The sequence below is a fragment of the Streptomyces sp. NPDC045955 genome, assembly GCF_056430805.1.
In genome coordinates this window covers 205039-221202 of record NZ_JBWKKY010000010.1, presented here as the reverse complement: position 1 = coordinate 221202, position 16164 = coordinate 205039, and the positions used below count along the sequence as shown (strand labels likewise).

At 71.5% G+C, this 16164-nt stretch carries 13 protein-coding genes and 1 pseudogene; 6 read left to right on the top strand and 8 right to left on the bottom strand.

The features are described 5' to 3' along the window. Window position 1: 1 nt before the first annotated feature. A pseudogene (locus AC07F0_RS22460) lies at window positions 2–1175 on the bottom strand (Cmx/CmrA family chloramphenicol efflux MFS transporter). Window positions 1176–1331: 156 nt separating this feature from the next. Further along, a complete protein-coding gene (locus AC07F0_RS22455) occupies window positions 1332–2270 on the bottom strand; it encodes a DMT family transporter (RefSeq protein WP_478981426.1) in 939 nt (312 codons plus the stop codon). Between the two features lie 139 nt (window positions 2271–2409). On the opposite strand from AC07F0_RS22455, the gene AC07F0_RS22450 reads away from it, so the two are divergent. Both AC07F0_RS22450 and AC07F0_RS22445 read left to right on the top strand, forming a co-directional pair. Next, window positions 2410–2958 (top strand): TetR/AcrR family transcriptional regulator, encoded by a 549-nt coding sequence (locus tag AC07F0_RS22450; RefSeq protein WP_478981424.1) that lies wholly within the window; start codon window positions 2410–2412, stop codon window positions 2956–2958. 39 nt (window positions 2959–2997) lie between these two features. Further along, window positions 2998–3570 carry a YdeI/OmpD-associated family protein gene (locus AC07F0_RS22445; RefSeq protein WP_478981258.1) on the top strand — a complete coding sequence of 191 codons (573 nt, stop codon included), beginning with the start codon at window positions 2998–3000 and terminating at the stop codon, window positions 3568–3570. Window positions 3571–3628: 58 nt separating this feature from the next. On the opposite strand, the gene AC07F0_RS22440 is transcribed toward AC07F0_RS22445, so the two are convergent. After that, on the bottom strand, window positions 3629–4414 hold the full coding sequence (locus tag AC07F0_RS22440; protein ID WP_399414695.1) for a S1 family peptidase: 786 nt from the start codon (window positions 4412–4414) through the stop codon (window positions 3629–3631). Window positions 4415–4549: 135 nt separating this feature from the next. Beyond that, on the bottom strand, window positions 4550–5149 hold the full coding sequence (locus AC07F0_RS22435; RefSeq protein ID WP_478981256.1) for a YceI family protein: 600 nt from the start codon (window positions 5147–5149) through the stop codon (window positions 4550–4552). A 276-nt stretch (window positions 5150–5425) separates the two neighbouring features. Between AC07F0_RS22435 and AC07F0_RS22430 the strand changes: the two genes are divergently transcribed. From AC07F0_RS22430 to AC07F0_RS22415, 4 genes are all read left to right on the top strand, one after another. After that, complete coding sequence (locus AC07F0_RS22430) at window positions 5426–6277, top strand: SDR family NAD(P)-dependent oxidoreductase (RefSeq protein ID WP_478981254.1); 852 nt, start codon at window positions 5426–5428, stop codon at window positions 6275–6277. 94 nt (window positions 6278–6371) lie between these two features. Continuing rightward, a complete protein-coding gene (locus AC07F0_RS22425; RefSeq protein ID WP_478981252.1) occupies window positions 6372–8789 on the top strand; it encodes a polysaccharide lyase 8 family protein in 2418 nt (805 codons plus the stop codon). Between the two features lie 154 nt (window positions 8790–8943). Beyond that, window positions 8944–10527, top strand: coding sequence for an acyl-CoA carboxylase subunit beta (locus AC07F0_RS22420; RefSeq protein WP_478981250.1), 1584 nt, complete (start codon window positions 8944–8946; stop codon window positions 10525–10527). A 35-nt stretch (window positions 10528–10562) separates the two neighbouring features. Continuing rightward, on the top strand, window positions 10563–10757 hold the full coding sequence (locus AC07F0_RS22415; protein ID WP_086560316.1) for an acyl-CoA carboxylase subunit epsilon: 195 nt from the start codon (window positions 10563–10565) through the stop codon (window positions 10755–10757). Window positions 10758–10906: 149 nt separating this feature from the next. Here AC07F0_RS22415 and AC07F0_RS22410 read toward each other — a convergent pair whose 3' ends face one another. From AC07F0_RS22410 to AC07F0_RS22395, 4 genes are all read right to left on the bottom strand, one after another. After that, window positions 10907–11488 (bottom strand): GTP-binding protein, encoded by a 582-nt coding sequence (locus AC07F0_RS22410; RefSeq protein ID WP_014675207.1) that lies wholly within the window; start codon window positions 11486–11488, stop codon window positions 10907–10909. Then, window positions 11469–12053, bottom strand: a complete 585-nt coding sequence (locus AC07F0_RS22405; RefSeq protein WP_045297456.1) for a DUF742 domain-containing protein — start codon at window positions 12051–12053, stop codon at window positions 11469–11471. The genes AC07F0_RS22410 and AC07F0_RS22405 overlap by 20 nt, the downstream gene beginning before the upstream one ends. Before the next feature lie 94 nt (window positions 12054–12147). Then, window positions 12148–12561: a roadblock/LC7 domain-containing protein gene (locus AC07F0_RS22400; RefSeq protein ID WP_004983065.1), complete on the bottom strand. Its 414-nt coding sequence runs from the start codon at window positions 12559–12561 to the stop codon at window positions 12148–12150. Window positions 12562–12571: 10 nt separating this feature from the next. Beyond that, on the bottom strand, window positions 12572–15910 hold the full coding sequence (locus AC07F0_RS22395; protein WP_478981248.1) for a sensor histidine kinase: 3339 nt from the start codon (window positions 15908–15910) through the stop codon (window positions 12572–12574). Window positions 15911–16164: the final 254 nt, after the last annotated feature.

Here is a 16164-nt window from a genome sequence, read left to right as displayed (position 1 = left end):
GTCAGCGCCTCGCCCCTTCCCGCCGCAGAACCCGTTCCCGCTGTCCCCAGGCGACCCCGGCCACCACGCCCGCCAGTGCGACCAGGGTCGCGCTGACCCACACCGGCGACCGGTACCCGAACCCCGCGCCGATCGCCAGGCCGCCGGCCCAAGGGCCCAGTGCCGCGCCCACGTTGAAGCCTGCCGTGGCGAAGCCGCCGGCCAGGGTGGGCGCGTCCGGTGCCGCGTAGAGCACCTGGGCGATCAGCGTGGAGCCGACGCCGAAGGACAGTGCGCCCTGGGCGAAGACGAGCCCGAGTGCCAGAGCCGGGTGTCCGGCTCCGAGTGCCAGGAGGCACCAGCCCAGGCATGCCGCGACGGCCCCGCCGGCCAGGACCGGGACGGGGTGCCGGTCGGCGAACCGCCCTGCGGCCGTCACACCCACGAACGACCCGGCCCCGAACAGCGCGAGCACCCCGGGAACCCAGGCCCTGCCGAGCCCCGTCACCTCGGTGACCAGCGGTGCGAGATAGGTGAAGGTGCAGAACGTCGCACCGTTGACGAGGGCGCCCAGCGTCAGCGTGACGACCAGCCGGGGGCTGTGCAGCGACCGCAGTTCACCGCCCAGCGCGGGCGGCGCGCCCCCCACCGAACCGCCCGGCACCGACCTCGCCACCGCCACCAGCGCCGGCAGCGACACCAGCGCCACGGCCCAGAACGCCGCACGCCAGCCCCACAGCCCGCCCAGCACGGCCCCGGCGGGCACCCCGGCCACGCACGCCAGCGTCACCCCGCCCAGCAGCGTGGACGTGGCCCGCCCCTTCGCGTCCGCCGGGACCATGTCCACGGCGGCCACCAGGGCGACGGCGAGGAACCCGGCGTTGGCGAGCGCCCCCCACGACCCGCGTGGCGAGCAGCACCTCGAAACTGCCGGTGAGAGCACCGACGACATGGACGGCGAGGAACACCACGAGGAAGGCCAGCAGCGCACCCCGCCGCGGCCAGCGCCGCGCGAGCCCCGCCACCAGCGGCGCCCCCACGACCATTCCCACCGCGAAGGCGGAGGTCAGCGCCCCTGCCGCGGGAACGGACACCCCCAGATCCCGCGCGATGTCCGGCACGAGACCGGACAGCATGAACTCGGACGTTCCCTGCGCGAACACGGCAAGGCCCAGCAAGAGAAGAGCGAACGGCATGAAGAAACTCCGCACCCCGAAGTCGACGTCGGACACGACAGGTCGGACGGCTTCCGGCAGCGGAGCGAGCGGGCTCAGCGGCCCGGCGTCACGAACAGCCACCGGAGAGCCGGTGGCCGCACTCTGGACGCCTCGGGGCTGGACATGGCGGAGACGTTAGGCGGAGCCGGGTGCCCGGGTCCACCGGATTTCCTCCGGCTCGGCTCGGGCCGCGGTCACGGCCGTGTCCTTCCGGCCGCCACCGCGGTGGACGACGACCACGGCCACGAGACAGACGGCCAGGCCGAGCGCGGTCTGCACGCCGAACGGCTCACCGAACACGAGCGCGCCCCAGACGGCCGTGACCGGGGCCATGAGGAACATCAGCGTGTTCACCTTCGTCACCCCGGAGCGCTTCAGGATGAGCCAGTACAGCCCGTACCCGCCGAACGTGGACAGCCCCACGAGCCAGGCGACCGCCACCCAGAAACCGCCCTCGGCGGGCGGCACGGCGGTCCCGGTGGCCAGCGCCGGCACGGAGAAGAGGACGGCACTGGTGGCGCAGTGGACGGTCAGCGACACCGAGGGGGCGACCCGTGAGCGGGACCGGCTCTCCAGGAACGTGGCCGCGACCAGCGACAGCATGCCGAGCAGCGGGACGGCGTACGCCCACCAGGGCACGCCGGTCCCGGCCGCCGCGTCCGCCAGGGTGACCACCGACACGCCGCCCAGCCCCAGAGCCAGGCCGATCCACTGCCGGCCCGAGACGTACTGCCCCAGCAGCGGTCCCGCGAGGGCCCCGGCGACCAGCGGCTGGACACCGTCGATCAGGGCCGTCGTGCCGCTGGAGACGCCGAGCTGGATGGCGTAGTAGACGCTGAGCAGATAGCCGCTCTGCGACAGCACGCCGATGACGGCCTGCCGGGCCACGTCCCGGGCGGTGAGCCCCCGCCAGGCCGTGCGCGTGAGCGCGGCGACCACGACGAGGACGACGGCCAGCGGCAGGAACCGCCACATCAGGACCGTGATCGCGGACGCGTTGTCCGCTCCGAGCTTGGCCCCGATGAACCCGGAGCTCCAGCAGAGGACGAAGGCGACGGAGAGAAGGACGTTCACCGACATCACAACCAGTAGACAGATCGGTATACCCGTTCCTCCCTCACTATACAGATCGGTATACTCGGCTGTCATGGGTACCACCGCCGACCACCCGCGTTCCGAGCACCCGCGGTCCGGCCCCCCGCGCCGGATCACGATGACGCCCGCCGCCCGCCGCGTCCTGGCGGCGGCCGCCCGGCTGTTCTACGAGCGCGGCATCCACGCCGTCGGCGTCGACCTCATCGCCGCCGAGGCCGGGGTGACGAAGAAGACCCTCTACGACCGGTTCGGCTCCAAGGAGCAGATCGTCGTGGAGTATCTCGCGGACCGCGACGAGCGCTGGCGGGTCTTCCTCGCAGAACACCTCGACGCGGCGCCGCCCCAGCCCGGGGAGCAGGTCCTGGCGGTCTTCGACGCCTCGCGCGCGTGGGCGGCGGAGCGAAGCCCCAAGGGGTGCAGCATGGTCAACGCGCATGCGGAGATCAGCGACCCCGCCCACCCGGCCCACCCGGTCATCACCGGGCAGAAGCAGTGGATGCTCGCCCTCTTCACCCGCCTCGCCTCGGATATCGACCCGGGCAGGGCCGACGTCCTGGCCCGGGCGCTGATGCTGCTGCACGAGGGCGGGCTCGTCGCGCACGGCCTCGGCATCTTCCCGGACGCCATCACCCACGCCCGCGAACAGGCCCGCGCGCTGCTGGCATAGCGGACGGCATCCGTCCCAGCCGGTCTCTACGGTGGTGTCATGACCGCCTCCTCAGACGCCCTCTCCTGCGCGGCCGCCGCCGACCTGGACTCCTGGCTGGCGGCACACCCCGCCCCGCACCCCGGCCTCTGGGTCAAGGTCGCCAAGAAGGGCTCGGGCATCCCCTCCGTCAGCGCCGCCGACGTCAACGACGTGGCACTGTGCCACGGCTGGATCACCGGGCAGCGCAAGGGCCTCGACGAGTCGTACTACCTCCAGCGGATCACCCCGCGGCGCCCCGGCAGCCTCTGGTCCATGGTCAATGTCCGCCGGGTCGAGGAGCTGACCGCCGCGGGGCGGATGCGGCCCGGCGGCCTCGTTGAGGTGGCGGCCGCACGGGCGGACGGACGGTGGGAGGCGGCGTACGCGTCCCAGCAGGAGGCCGAGGTCCCGCAGGACCTCGCGGCGGCACTGGAGGCGAGCCCGCGGGCCGCCGCCGCCTTCGAGGCGCTGGGCCGGACGGACCGGTACCTGGCGATGCTCGGCGTGCTCCGCGCCCGGACCCCGAGGAGCCGGGCGGCGCAGGTGGCGGCGGCGGTCGCGAAGCTGGAGGCCGGCCGGAAGACCAGGTGAGGCACGGGCAGGGCCCGGCACCGTACGGCACCGGGCCCGCAAGCCGTGTGCGGCGGGGTCAGAGTGTCGACGCCGCCGAGGCGATGGCGGAGGCGAACGTCGAGACCTCCGTGTAGACGCCGGGGGCCTCGGGCCGGGCGCAGCCCTCACCCCAGCTGACGATGCCGACCTGGATCCAGGCGCCGGCGTTGTCCTTGCGGAACATGGGGCCGCCGGAGTCACCCTGGCAGGTGTCCACACCGCCCGCGTCGAAGCCGGCGCAGATCTCCTCGCTCGCGACGAGGCCGCTGTAGAGGCCGCCGTAGGCCTTGCAGGCGGCGTCGCCGACGAACGGCACGGTCGCCTTCAGCAGATAGCGCTGCTGGGAGCCGCCCTCCCGGTTCGCGCCCCAGCCGGCGACGGTGAAATCACCGGTGTTGTACTGCGCGGTGGTGGCGATCTTCAGGGTCGGCAGGTTGATGGGCTGGGCGAGCTTGATGAGCGCCCAGTCCTTGCCGGTGCCGTTGTAGCCGGGGGCGCGCAGCACCTTGGTGGAGCGGACCTGGACCCGGCCGCTGGTGGACTGGAGGTCGACGACCCCCGCGGTGGCGGTGATGCCCGTGTTGTTGCCGGAGGCTCCCACGCAGTGCGCGGCCGTGAGCACGATCTGCTGGGTGTACAGCGCGCCGCCGCAGCCCATGGAGAGCCGGACCATGAACGGGAACTCGCCCTGCGCGGCCCGCGTCCCGCCGACGACGGGCGAGGGGGCGGCCTGCGCGGCGGTGACGGGCTGAAGGCTGGCGACCGCGAGGGCGGCGGCCCCGAGGACCGCGCATCTCTTGAGGGCCGTGAGGAGTCTCTTCAACGTGATGCCTTCCGTGGGGGGTTGACTGGGGAGGTGCAACCGAAGCATCAGATTGACGAGCACATGACAATAACGGAAGGCGGGAACCGGCCAGAACCGGCCCGGCGGTATGTCACCGGGCCGGCCGCACCGGGCTCACGCGTTCCGGATCGCCGAGATGTCGAAGTTGAGCTTGATCTTGTCGGAGACCAGGACACCGCCGGTCTCGAGCGCGGCGTTCCAGGTCAGGCCCCACTCGGAGCGCAGGATCTCCGCCTTGCCCTCGAAGCCGACGCGCTCGTTGCCGAAGGGGTCCTTCGCGGCGCCGTTGAACTCGAGGTCGATGGTCAAGGGGCGGGTCGTGCCGAGGATCGTCAGATCACCGGTGATGCGGTAGTCGTCGCCCCCGAGGGCCTCCGCCCGCGTGGAGCGGAACGTCATGGCCGGGAACTCGTCCGCCTTGAAGAAGTCCGAGCTCTTGAGGTGGCCGTCGCGGTCGGCGTTGCCCGTCTCGATGCTGTCCATCACGACGTCCAGGGAGGCGGTGGACCGCGAGGGGTCGGTGCCGTCGAGGTGGAGCGTGCCCGTGAAGTCCTGGAAGCTGCCCTTGACGTTGGTGACCATGGCGTGCCGGGCGACGAAGCCGATCGTCGAGTGCGCGGGGTCGATCGTGTAGTCGCCGGTCAGGGCGGCCAGCTCCGGGCGCACGGCGTCGGTCGTGACGGTCTCGGTGTCCTTGCGGCTGAAGATGCTCATGGGGTACTCCTCCTGCGTTCTGCGTTCGCCTGGAATGTTGAACGTTGTACTACCTGAACGCGACCCACCGTAGACCTATTCCGGTTCAACGTTCAATATTTTTGGCGGGTGTGTCGCGACATGGCGCCGATACCGCCGCATGGCGGCACCGGGCGGCACGCGGGGGTGGTCCTGTCGCATCCTGTGCGGAGGGCCTGGAAGGCGAGGTTCCACTTCACGGCAACGGCAGGAGACAGCCGAGACCACGGCGGACGGACAGCGCAGGGAGACCGACCGATGACACTCACCGGCTCCGGCTCGGCCCACGACCCACCGGCGGGCGCCGCCCCACGCCGTTCCGCCGCCCCCTCTCCGGCGCGCGAGCACGGCCCGCCACGGCGCCTGGACCAGCGCGTGGCTCTGGTCACCGGGGCCTCCTCGGGCATCGGGGCGGCCACGGCACGGCGCTTCGCCACGGACGGCTGGCAACTGCTCCTCAGCGGCCGCGACCGGCGCCGCCTGGAGCAGACGGCCTTCGGCACCACGGCCGTCGTGCTGCCCGCCGACCTCGCCGCCCCGGACGGCCCGCGCCTGCTGGCCCGGTCCGCGCTGCACACGACCGGCCGGGTCGACGTCCTCGTCGCCGGGGCGGGCATCGGCTGGGCGGGCCCGTTCGCCGGCATGCCGCACACCGACATCGACCGCGTGCTGGCCCTGGACCTCAACGCCACGCTCCACCTCGTGCGCGAGGTGCTGCCCGCCATGATCGCCGCCGGGCACGGCCGGGTGGTGCTGCTCGGCTCCGTCGCGGGCTGCGTGGGCGTACGGGAGGAAGCGGTGTACTCCGCCGCCAAGGCCGCGCTGGCCGCCTTCTCCGAAGCGCTGCGCCGGGAACTGCGCGGCACGGGCGTGGGCGTGACCCTCGTGGTGGCCGGCCCCGTCGACACGCCCTTCCACGCCCGCCGCGACAGGCCCCACGACCGGTCCCACCCCCGGCGGGTCCCGCCCGGCCGCGTCGCCGACGCTCTCTGGGAGGCCGTACGCGACGACCGCGACCAGGTCTACGTCCCCGCCTGGCTGGCCCTCCCGGACCGCCTGCGCGCCCTGGCGCCGGGGATGTCCAGACGCCTGCTGAACCGCTTCGGCTGACGCCGCCTCGCATCCGGGGTGTCGTTGCGCCGTTCCGGTCACTCCGGCCGGATCCTCCGTTCAGGTGACCGTCTCCCCGTGGTAGGGCAGGGGCATGGCTCCCCCGCGTCGCGTCTTCTCCCGCCGTACGGCCGAGGCCGCCGCCCCGCCCCGCCCCGGCCGCCGCGCCCTGCTGCTCGCGGCCGCGGCCCTGGCGGCGACCGGTGCCGCGAGGCCCACGCCCCGCGGCACCGGCGCACAGGACGCCGGCGCGCAGGACGCTGAGGGCCTCGGCGCTCACGGCCCCGACACCGACCCGTACGACACCCTCCGCCGGCGCTGGCTCGGCATCGCCCTCGGCACCGGATACGACCCGGCCGCGCAGCCGTACGCCTCCCGCCTCGCCGAGACCGGCGAACTCGCCCGTGCCCTGCACGCGGCCATGGCCCCGGCAGCGGACTCCCTGTGGCCCGGCCACCCCTTCGACCCGCCGGCCGGCATCACCCTGAGCTACAGCCGCCTGTGGACCATGACCCGGGCCCACGTCCAGCAGGGCACCGGCTCGACCGCCGACCCGGACCTCCTCGCCGGCATCCTGCGCGGCCTCGACCACCTCTCCGCCACCGTCTACAACCCCTCCACCACCCGCTACGGCAACTGGTGGGAGTGGCAGATCGGCAGCCCGCGCCTGCTCATGGACATCACGGCCGCCCTGTACGACCGGCTCGGCGACGCCCGGATCCGGGCCGCCTGCGCCGCCGTCGACCACTTCGTGCCCGACTCGGCCCTCGGCGACTACTCCGGCACGTCCACCGGCGCCAACCGGGTCGACCTGTGCCGCTCCGTCGCCCTGCGCGGCATCCTCGGCCGCGACCCGGACAGGATCGCCCTGGCCCGCGACGCGCTCTCCCCGGTCTTCCCGTACGTCACCCGGGGCGACGGGCTCTACGCCGACGGCTCCTTCGTCCAGCACACCTGGGTCGCCTACTCGGGCACGTACGGCCAGGTCGTGCTCGACGGCCTCGGCCGGCTCTTCGCCCTGCTCGCCGGATCCGGCTGGGAGGTCACCGACCCGAACCGGCAGATCGTCCTCGACAGCGTCGAGCACGCCTACGCCCCGCTCATCCACGACGGACTCGTCATGGACAGCGTCAACGGCCGGGCCATCAGCCGCGGTCTCCTCACCGCCGACGACCGCCAGGTCATGCGCAGCGACCACTTCCACGGCCAGCAGCTCATCGCGGCCATCGCCCTCCTCGCGGCCGGCGCGACCCCCGCGGAACGCGACCGCTGGCACGCCCGGATCAAGGGCTGGATCGAACGGGACAGCGTGTCCCCGATCCTGACGGCCCGCCAGTACGGCGTCGCCGAGCTGGCCCGGCTGCACACGATCGCCGCCTCGCCCCTCCCGGCCGCACCCGAACCCACCGGCCACCGCCTCTTCGCCGCCATGGACCGCGCCGTCCACCGCCGCCCCGGCTTCACCGTGAGCATCGCGATGGCCAGCGACCGCATCGCCCACTACGAGTGCGGCAACGGCGAGAACCCGCGCGGCTGGCACACCGGTGCCGGGATGGTCACCTGGTGGGCCGGTGCGAGCGACCAGTACACGGACTGGTTCTGGCCCACCGTGGACTGGTACCGCCTGCCCGGCACCACCGTCTCCACCAAGCGCCTGGCCGACCGGGAAGGCGGCGAGTGGGGCACGGCGCGCCCCGACGCGCGGTGGGTCGGCGGCACCACCGACGGCGCGTACGCCGCGCTCGGCCAGCACCTCAAGGGCCTCGGCTCCACCCTCCGGGCCCGCAAGTCCTGGTTCTGCGTCGCGGACGCGGTGATCTGCCTGGGCGCCGGGATCAGCTGCGCCGACGGCGTCCCGGTGGAGACGATCGTCGACAACCGCAACCTCGGCGAGTCCGGCACCCAGACCTTCGCGGAAGGCCCGGGCTGGGCGCACCTGGAGGGTCACGGCGGCTGGGTCCTGCTCGACGGCGAGCCGAAGGCGCTGCGCGAGGACCGCACCGGTGCCTGGTCCGACATCAACACCGGCGGCACGCCGGAGCGGCGCACCCGCCGCTGGCAGACCCTCCGGCTCGACCACGGCACCGATCCCGAGGACGCCACGTACGCCTACGTGCTCATGCCCGGCGCGTCCCGCCGTGCGGTCGCGTGCCGTGCCGCCGACCGCCACTGGATGTCGGTCCTCGCCAACGACGCCGGCCGCCAGGCGGTGAGCGTGCCCTCCCTCGGCCTCACGGCCGCGAACTTCTGGCAGGCCGGCACGGCGGGCCCGCTCACCGCCTCCGCCGGCGCGAGCGTGCTGACCGTCCGCCGGGGCCGTGCCGCCACCCTCTGCCTGAGCGAACCGCCCCGTACGGGCGAACCTTTGGAGATCACCTGGAACCGCCCGGTCCGCCACGTCACCCACGCGGACGAGACGGTCGAAGTACTCTCCACAGGCCGCCGGCTGCGCGTGCGCGTCACCCCCGGGAAGGCATGTGCCACCCACGTCTGTGAGGTGACTCTCGGCTGATGGCTTTGTCGGACCCCCACAAGCGACACGCCCCCTGAGCAGTCAGAAGGGCTGCACCCCGCCGTGGTTCTGTTCAGGGGCACCAGGAAAACACGCCGGAGACTGTGAGGAGTCGACGGCCCGCAATCCTTGGTTGGCTTCGTAAGGTCGCTACATGACCGTTTTGGATGAGGCGCCGAGTGAGCCGACCGACGCGCACGGACGCGTGGCCGAACTGCACGAGATCCGTGCGCAGGCAGTGGCCGGACCGAGCGAGAAGGCGACCGAAGCGCAGCACGCCAAGGGCAAGCTGACCGCGCGGGAGCGCATCGACCTTCTCCTCGACCCCGATTCCTTCCGCGAGGTCGAGCAACTGCGCCGGCACCGGGCCACGGGCTTCGGCCTGGAGGCCAAGAAGCCGTACACCGACGGTGTGATCACCGGCTGGGGCACGGTGGAGGGCCGGACGGTCTTCGTCTACGCCCATGACTTCCGCATCTTCGGCGGCGCGCTGGGCGAGGCCCACGCCACGAAGATCCACAAGATCATGGACATGGCCATCGCGGCCGGTGCGCCCCTGGTCTCCCTGAACGACGGCGCGGGCGCCCGCATCCAGGAGGGCGTCTCGGCGCTCGCCGGCTACGGCGGCATCTTCCAGCGCAACACCAAGGCGAGCGGGGTCATCCCGCAGATCTCGGTGATGCTCGGCCCGTGCGCGGGCGGCGCGGCCTACAGCCCGGCCCTGACGGACTTCGTGTTCATGGTCCGCGACACCTCGCAGATGTTCATCACCGGCCCGGACGTCGTCAAGGCGGTCACCGGCGAGGAGATCACGCAGAACGGCCTGGGCGGCGCGGACGTGCACGCCGAGACGTCCGGCGTCTGCCACTTCGCCTACGACGACGAAGAGACCTGCATCGCCGAGGTCCGCTACCTCCTCACCCTCCTGCCGCAGAACAACCGCGAGAACCCGCCCCGCGCGGAGGCCTCCGACCCGGTCGATCGCCGCTCGGACGTCCTGCTCGACCTGGTCCCGGCGGACGGCAACCGGCCGTACGACATGACCAAGGTCATCGAGGAGATCGTCGACGACGGCGACTACCTGGAGGTCCACGAGCGCTGGGCCCGCAACATCATCTGCGCGCTGGGCCGGATGGACGGCCAGGTCGTCGGCATCATCGCCAACCAGCCGCAGGTGCTCGCCGGTGTCCTGGACATCGAGGCCTCCGAGAAGGCGGCCCGCTTCGTCCAGATGTGCGATGCCTTCAACATCCCGATTGTCACTCTTCTGGACGTCCCCGGCTTTCTCCCGGGCGTCGATCAGGAGCACGGTGGCATCATCCGCCACGGCGCGAAGCTCCTCTACGCGTACTGCAACGCGACCGTGCCGAGGATCTCGCTGATCCTGCGCAAGGCCTACGGAGGTGCGTACATCGTCATGGACAGCCAGTCGATCGGTGCGGACCTCACCTACGCGTGGCCGACCAACGAGATCGCCGTCATGGGCGCGGAGGGTGCGGCCAACGTCATCTTCCGCCGTCAGATCGCCGACGCCGAGGACCCCGAGGCCATGCGGGCCCGCATGGTCAAGGAGTACAAGTCCGAGCTGATGCACCCCTACTACGCGGCGGAGCGTGGCCTGGTCGACGACGTCATCGACCCGGCGGAAACCCGCGAGGTGCTGATCAAGTCCCTCGCGATGCTCCAGACCAAGCACGCCGACCTGCCCTCCCGCAAGCACGGCAACCCTCCGCAGTAACCTGGCGGACATCTCTCTCATGGAGACTGAGACCCATGGACATCCCTGACATCCGCGTCGAGAAGGGCCACGCCGAGCCCGAGGAAGTCGCCGCCATCACGGCGATCCTCCTGGCCCGCGCCGCCGCCCGCCCCACGGACCCGACCCCGACGCACCGCGGCCGCGTGAAGGCGGGCTGGCGCCGCCTGGAACGCGAGCCGGGCTTCCGCGCCCCGCACAGCTGGCGCTGACCCCGAACCAAAAAGAAGGCCCCTCATGGAGGGGCCTTCTTTTTGTGGGGCGCGAGGAATCGCGCGACAAGCCGCATACGACCCGCACCCGGCATACGACAGCCCCCGGCAGCCCAGAGGCCGCCAGGGGCTGTCCCACAGCGAGAGAACTAACGCAGCCGTGCCATCAGGGCGTGCTCGACCAGCGTGATCAGTGCCGACTTCGCGTCCGCCCGGTGGCGGGCGTCCGTCGTGATGATCGGGGTGTCGGGGCCGATCTGGAGAGCTTCTCGGACCTCGTCGGGGGTGTAGGGCTGCTGGCCGTCGAAGCCGTTGAGGGCGATGACGAAGGGCAGGCCGCTGTTCTCGAAGTAGTCGACCGCGGGGAAGCAGTCGGCGAGACGGCGGGTGTCCACCAGCACGATCGCGCCGATGGCGCCGCGCACCAGGTCGTCCCACATGAACCAGAAGCGGTCCTGGCCCGGCGTACCGAAGAGGTACAGGATCAGGTCCTGGTCCAGGGTGATACGGCCGAAGTCCATGGCCACCGTGGTGGTGGTCTTGTCCCCGGTGTGGGTGAGGTCGTCGATCCCCGCAGAAGCGGACGTCATGACGGCCTCTGTGCGCAGCGGATTGATCTCCGAGACGGCGCCGACGAACGTGGTCTTGCCCACGCCGAAGCCGCCAGCCACCACGATCTTCGCGGACGTGGTGGAGCGGGAAGGCCCTCCGCTAGAGCTTGCGAAGTCCACTGAGCACCCTTTCGAGCAGTGTCACGTCTGGCTGGCCGCCGGCGTTCTCGTCGCCGCCGGGCTGATGGATGGCGACCAGTCCCGCCTCCGCCAAGTCGGCGACGAGGATCCTGGCCACGCCGAGAGGGATCGTGAGGAGCGCCGAGATCTCGGCGACCGACTTGATTTCCCGGCAGAGGTTGCAGATCCGCTGATGCTCGGGCAACTGGCCCTGCATCTGGTGCGGCTGCGCGGTGGTGTGCACCAGCGCCTCGATGGCGAGCTGGTAACGCGGGCGGGTCCGGCCACCGGTCATGGCGTACGGACGCACCAACGGGTTGTGGTTGTTCGACGCCCCACCGGGCGCCGGCTCTGGGGTGCGGCGCTGCGGCTGCACGGGCTGGATGCGCGGCGCCGGCGGCTGGTCGTACGGCGACGGGCCGGGGCCCTGTGGCGCGTACGGCTGCCGGTGGCTCGGTGCGGAGGGGAAGTTGTAACGGTTCGGGTTCTGTCCACCGTCGCCCTGGCCCTGGGCAGGGCCGTACGACCAGTTGCCCGAAGACGAACCGCCTGGGGGTGTTGCCACTTTCTCCTCCTCCGACTGTGCCGGGCACCCATCGCTGTGGAGCCGCGTCCCGAAACCTTACGGCCCCGGGACGCTAAAACGCACCGTCCGTCTGTTAGTTGAGCAGGCTCCCCTGGAGCTCCGCGCGAAGGTCCGGTGTCAGGACCGTACCGGCTCGGTCGACGAGCAGCGCCATCTCGTATCCGATGAGGCCGATGTCCGCCTCCGGATGTGCGAGAACCGCGAGCGACGAGCCGTCGGAGATGGACATGATGAAGAGGAATCCCCGCTCCATCTCCACAACCGTCTGATTGACGCTTCCACCCTCGAAGATCCGGGAGGCGCCTGCCGTCAGAGACGTCAGACCGGAGGCGACGGCCGCGAGCTGGTCGGCGCGGTCGCGGGGGAAGCCTTCGGACATCGCCAGAAGGAGTCCGTCGGCGGAGACCACCACCGTGTGGGACACCCCCGGGGTGTTGTCCACGAAGTTGGTGATCAACCAGTTCAGGTTCTGTGCCGCCTGGCTCATCGGGCTCACACTAACGCTCCTGGTTGTAGGTGCTGTCAGGACCGAAGCCCTGGCCGTTCGTTTCACTGCCTGCGCTGCGACCACGCTGTACGCCGCGGCGCAGGTTGCTCAGCCTGCCCCGGACGTCCTCCGGGGCGCGGGAGACCTGCGGGCCTCCCTGGGGGGTGCTCTCGGCGGAACCCTCGATCAGGTTGGCCTTGGGCACCCGCCTCGGCAGGCCGGAGGAGGTGACCCCACCCGCCTTGGGCTTGCGGAGCTGCGAGGCCTGCTGCCACCGCTCGTCGTTCGCCGAGCGCCAGTCGCGGTCGCCGTCGCTCTCCGGGGTGGAGGCCGGAGGCTCCTGGCTCGCGTGCCGGGCGCCGCCCGCGCCGTTCGCACCGCTCGCGGCGGCCCCACGGCGGGGAAGCCCGGCGTCGGTCAGCGAGGGTGCGGCGGATTGGGCCTGTCCCGGACGGTCGAAGCCTACGCGGTCCTGCTCACTCGCGTCAGCGGCCTGCGCAGATTCCGTTTCCTGGGCCTGAGAAGGGTACTGGCTCGGGTAGCCGTTCTGGTAACCGTCCTGCTGGGGCCAGTCGTCCTGGTGGCGCCGCTGCTCGAAGGCGGCGAAGCTGCCGGGCGAACCCGCACCCTGTGCCGAGGGCTCCTCCTGGGCCGGCTCCGCATAGGAGGAGGGGTCCGGGTAGCCGCCGTTCGGCGAGAAGGTGTCGTGCTGCGGCAGACCGCCGTTCGGCGCGTAGTACTGCTCGTCGTACGCGGCCCGCTGCGGCTCCTCGTACGACGTCTGCCGCTGCTCCTGGTACGACCCCTGCTGCTCCTGGTACGACGCCTGCTGGTCCTCGTACGGCGCCTGACGGTCGTACGCGGACGGCTGCTGCTCCGGGTAGCCGGTCTGGCCCGTGTCGTAGGCCTGGCCGGTGTCGTAGCCCTGCTGTCCGTTGTACTCGTCGGCGTATCCGGGGGCCTCGGTGGGCTCCTGGTTGCTCTGGCGGCCGGGGAGCTCGGGCTGCTGGGGCGACTGGGCCTCCAGGGCCGCCCGGCGCTCCTCGCGCATCAGGGAGCGGCCGACGGGGTCCAGCTCGCGTATGTCGTCGGGGACGTCGGCGTACCGGCTGTCGTCGAAGCCGAGCTCCGCCGCCGTGCGCATCGGCTGCTGGTTGAAGTTCTCGCCGCCGAAGTTCTGCTCCGGGATGATCTGCGAGACGGTGAACTCGTCCCGGTCCACGTGCTGCTCGCCGCCACCACCGTGGGTGATCGCGTCGGGCAGCATGACCAGCGAGGTGGTGCCGGCCTGCTCGCCCGACGGGCGCAGCTGGACGCGGATGCCGTGCCGGTCGGACAGTCGGCCGACCACGAACAGGCCCATGCGCTGCGAGATCGCGGCGTCCACGGTCGGTGGGTTGGCCAGCTTGTGGTTGATGTCCGCGAAGTCCTCGGCGGTCAGGCCGATGCCCTTGTCGTGGATCTCGATCATCACGCGGCCGTCGGGGAGACGGGTCGCGGTGACGCGGACCTTGGTCTGCGGGGAGGAGAACGTGGTCGCGTTCTCCAGCAGCTCGGCGAGCAGGTGCACGAGGTCGGTCACGGCCCGGCCGTGGATCTCGGCCTCGGGGACGCCGGACAGCTCGATGCGCTCGTACTGCTCCACCTCGGAGGAGGCGGCGCGCAGCACGTCGACCAGCGGGACCGGCTGGTCCCAGCGGCGGCCGGGCTCCTCGCCGGCGAGGACCAGGAGGTTCTCGCCGTTGCGGCGCATACGGGTCGCGAGGTGGTCCAGCCGGAAGAGGTTCTCCAGCTGGTCCGGGTCGGCCTCGTTGTTCTCCAGGTCGGTGATCAGGGTCAGCTGGCCCTCGATCAGCGACTGGTTGCGGCGCGACAGGTTGGTGAAGATCGCGTTGATGTTGCCCCGCAGCAGGGCCTGCTCGGCGGCGAGCCGGACGGCCTCGCGGTGGACCTGGTCGAAGGCGCGGGCGACCTCGCCGATCTCGTCCGTGGTGGTGATCGGGATGGCTTGGACACGCGTGTCGACACGACCGGGGTCGGTGCGTGAGAGCTGGTCGACCAGCATCGGCAGGCGCTGCTCGGCGATGCCGAACGCGGCGTTGCGCAGCTGGCGCATCGAGCGGCTCATCTGGCGTGCGACCGCGCCGGCCAGGATGAAGGCCAGGAGCAGGGCGACCACGACGGCGGCACCGGTGATGTAGGCGTCGCGCTGGGCGCCGTCGGCGATGTCGGAGGCCTCGCTCACGGCCTTGTCGGCCAGGTCCGTCTCGATCTTCTCGTAGGCGTTGAACTTGAGCGTGTTGACCGCCCACCAGTTCTCGGCGGTGACGCCCTGCTCGGCGAGGGCGGCGCGGGCGCTCGGGTCTGTCGTCTGGAGCGTCGCGACGGCCGAGACCATCGTCTCCGGCTTGGACGGCGGGGCGACGTAGTCCGGGTTCTTGGCCTTGGCCTCCCGGGCCATCGCGGCACCGTCGGTCTTCATCTTCGCCTCGGCGGCCTTGAGCTTGGCCACGTCCTGCTCGGTGCCACCGCCGACGTACTCCTGCATGGCGATGCGCTCGAGGTAGGCGTACGAGGACAGGGCGATGCGCTGGCTGGCGAGGTTGCCCTCGTCCGGGCCCGGCTTCGTGAGGATGTGCATGCCGATGGAGCGCTGGAGCGACAGGGCCGCCTTGGTGAGCTCGATCGCGTAGACGGTCCGGCCGTAGCTGGTGATGTTGCCGGTGCCGAGGCCCAGCTCGTTGGCGAACTCCGTCAGCGGGTGGGCGACCTCGACGTAGCCCTCCTCGGTCTGCACACCCTTGAGCTTGGAGGTGTACGCGACCTGGCGCAGGGTCTGGAGCTTCGGCTCCGCCTCGCGGAACAGCTTCAGACGGCGCTCCAGGCCGGGCTTGGCCGGCATGCTCTGGGCGGCGGCGTCGAAGGCGTCGGCCGCCTCGTCGGTGGCCTTGCGGACCTGGGCGACGGTCGCCTTGTCCTGGGAGGTCTGGGCGCTGCCCTTGAGCAGGGGCGCCGCGGAGGTGTCGCGCTCGTTGTAGAGGGCATTGGCGTACAGCAGTGAGGCCCGTACCAGACGCGCGGTGTTCTCCGCGTCCTCGGCCTCCTGCCAGGTGTCGATCGAGCTTTTCACCTGGAAGCCGCCCATGACGAGGCCGACCAGCACGGGTATGAGCAGGATCGCGTTGAGCCTGGTCGCCACACGCCAGTTGCGCGGGGAGAGACGGCCACCGCTCTGGGCGGGCGCGGCCGTCGGCTCCGAACCGGGCACGGGGGCGGGCGCCGCTGTGCGCGGCGGCGGGGTGAAGTTGCCCCGGGCCGACGGCTCGGGACTGTTCTTGCTTCGCCTCACTCGACCAACAACCTCTCGGCGGTCGGCACCAACGTTGTGCCGCAGTTTCTCAGAGCCCGGTACGCCATCGACTGACGTGTACGCCATTGACTATTGGGCAGTTCAGGCATTCCAGCACGACGACCTGCGCTCTTCCAAACAGTCCGAGGTGGGGATTCCGAGGGATGTAAGCCCCAGATAAAACGGTCATAAAGAGCGAGCCCCGCCAAAAGGCGGGGCGATTGTGCGCGCAGCGAGACCGGATGTGCGCGACG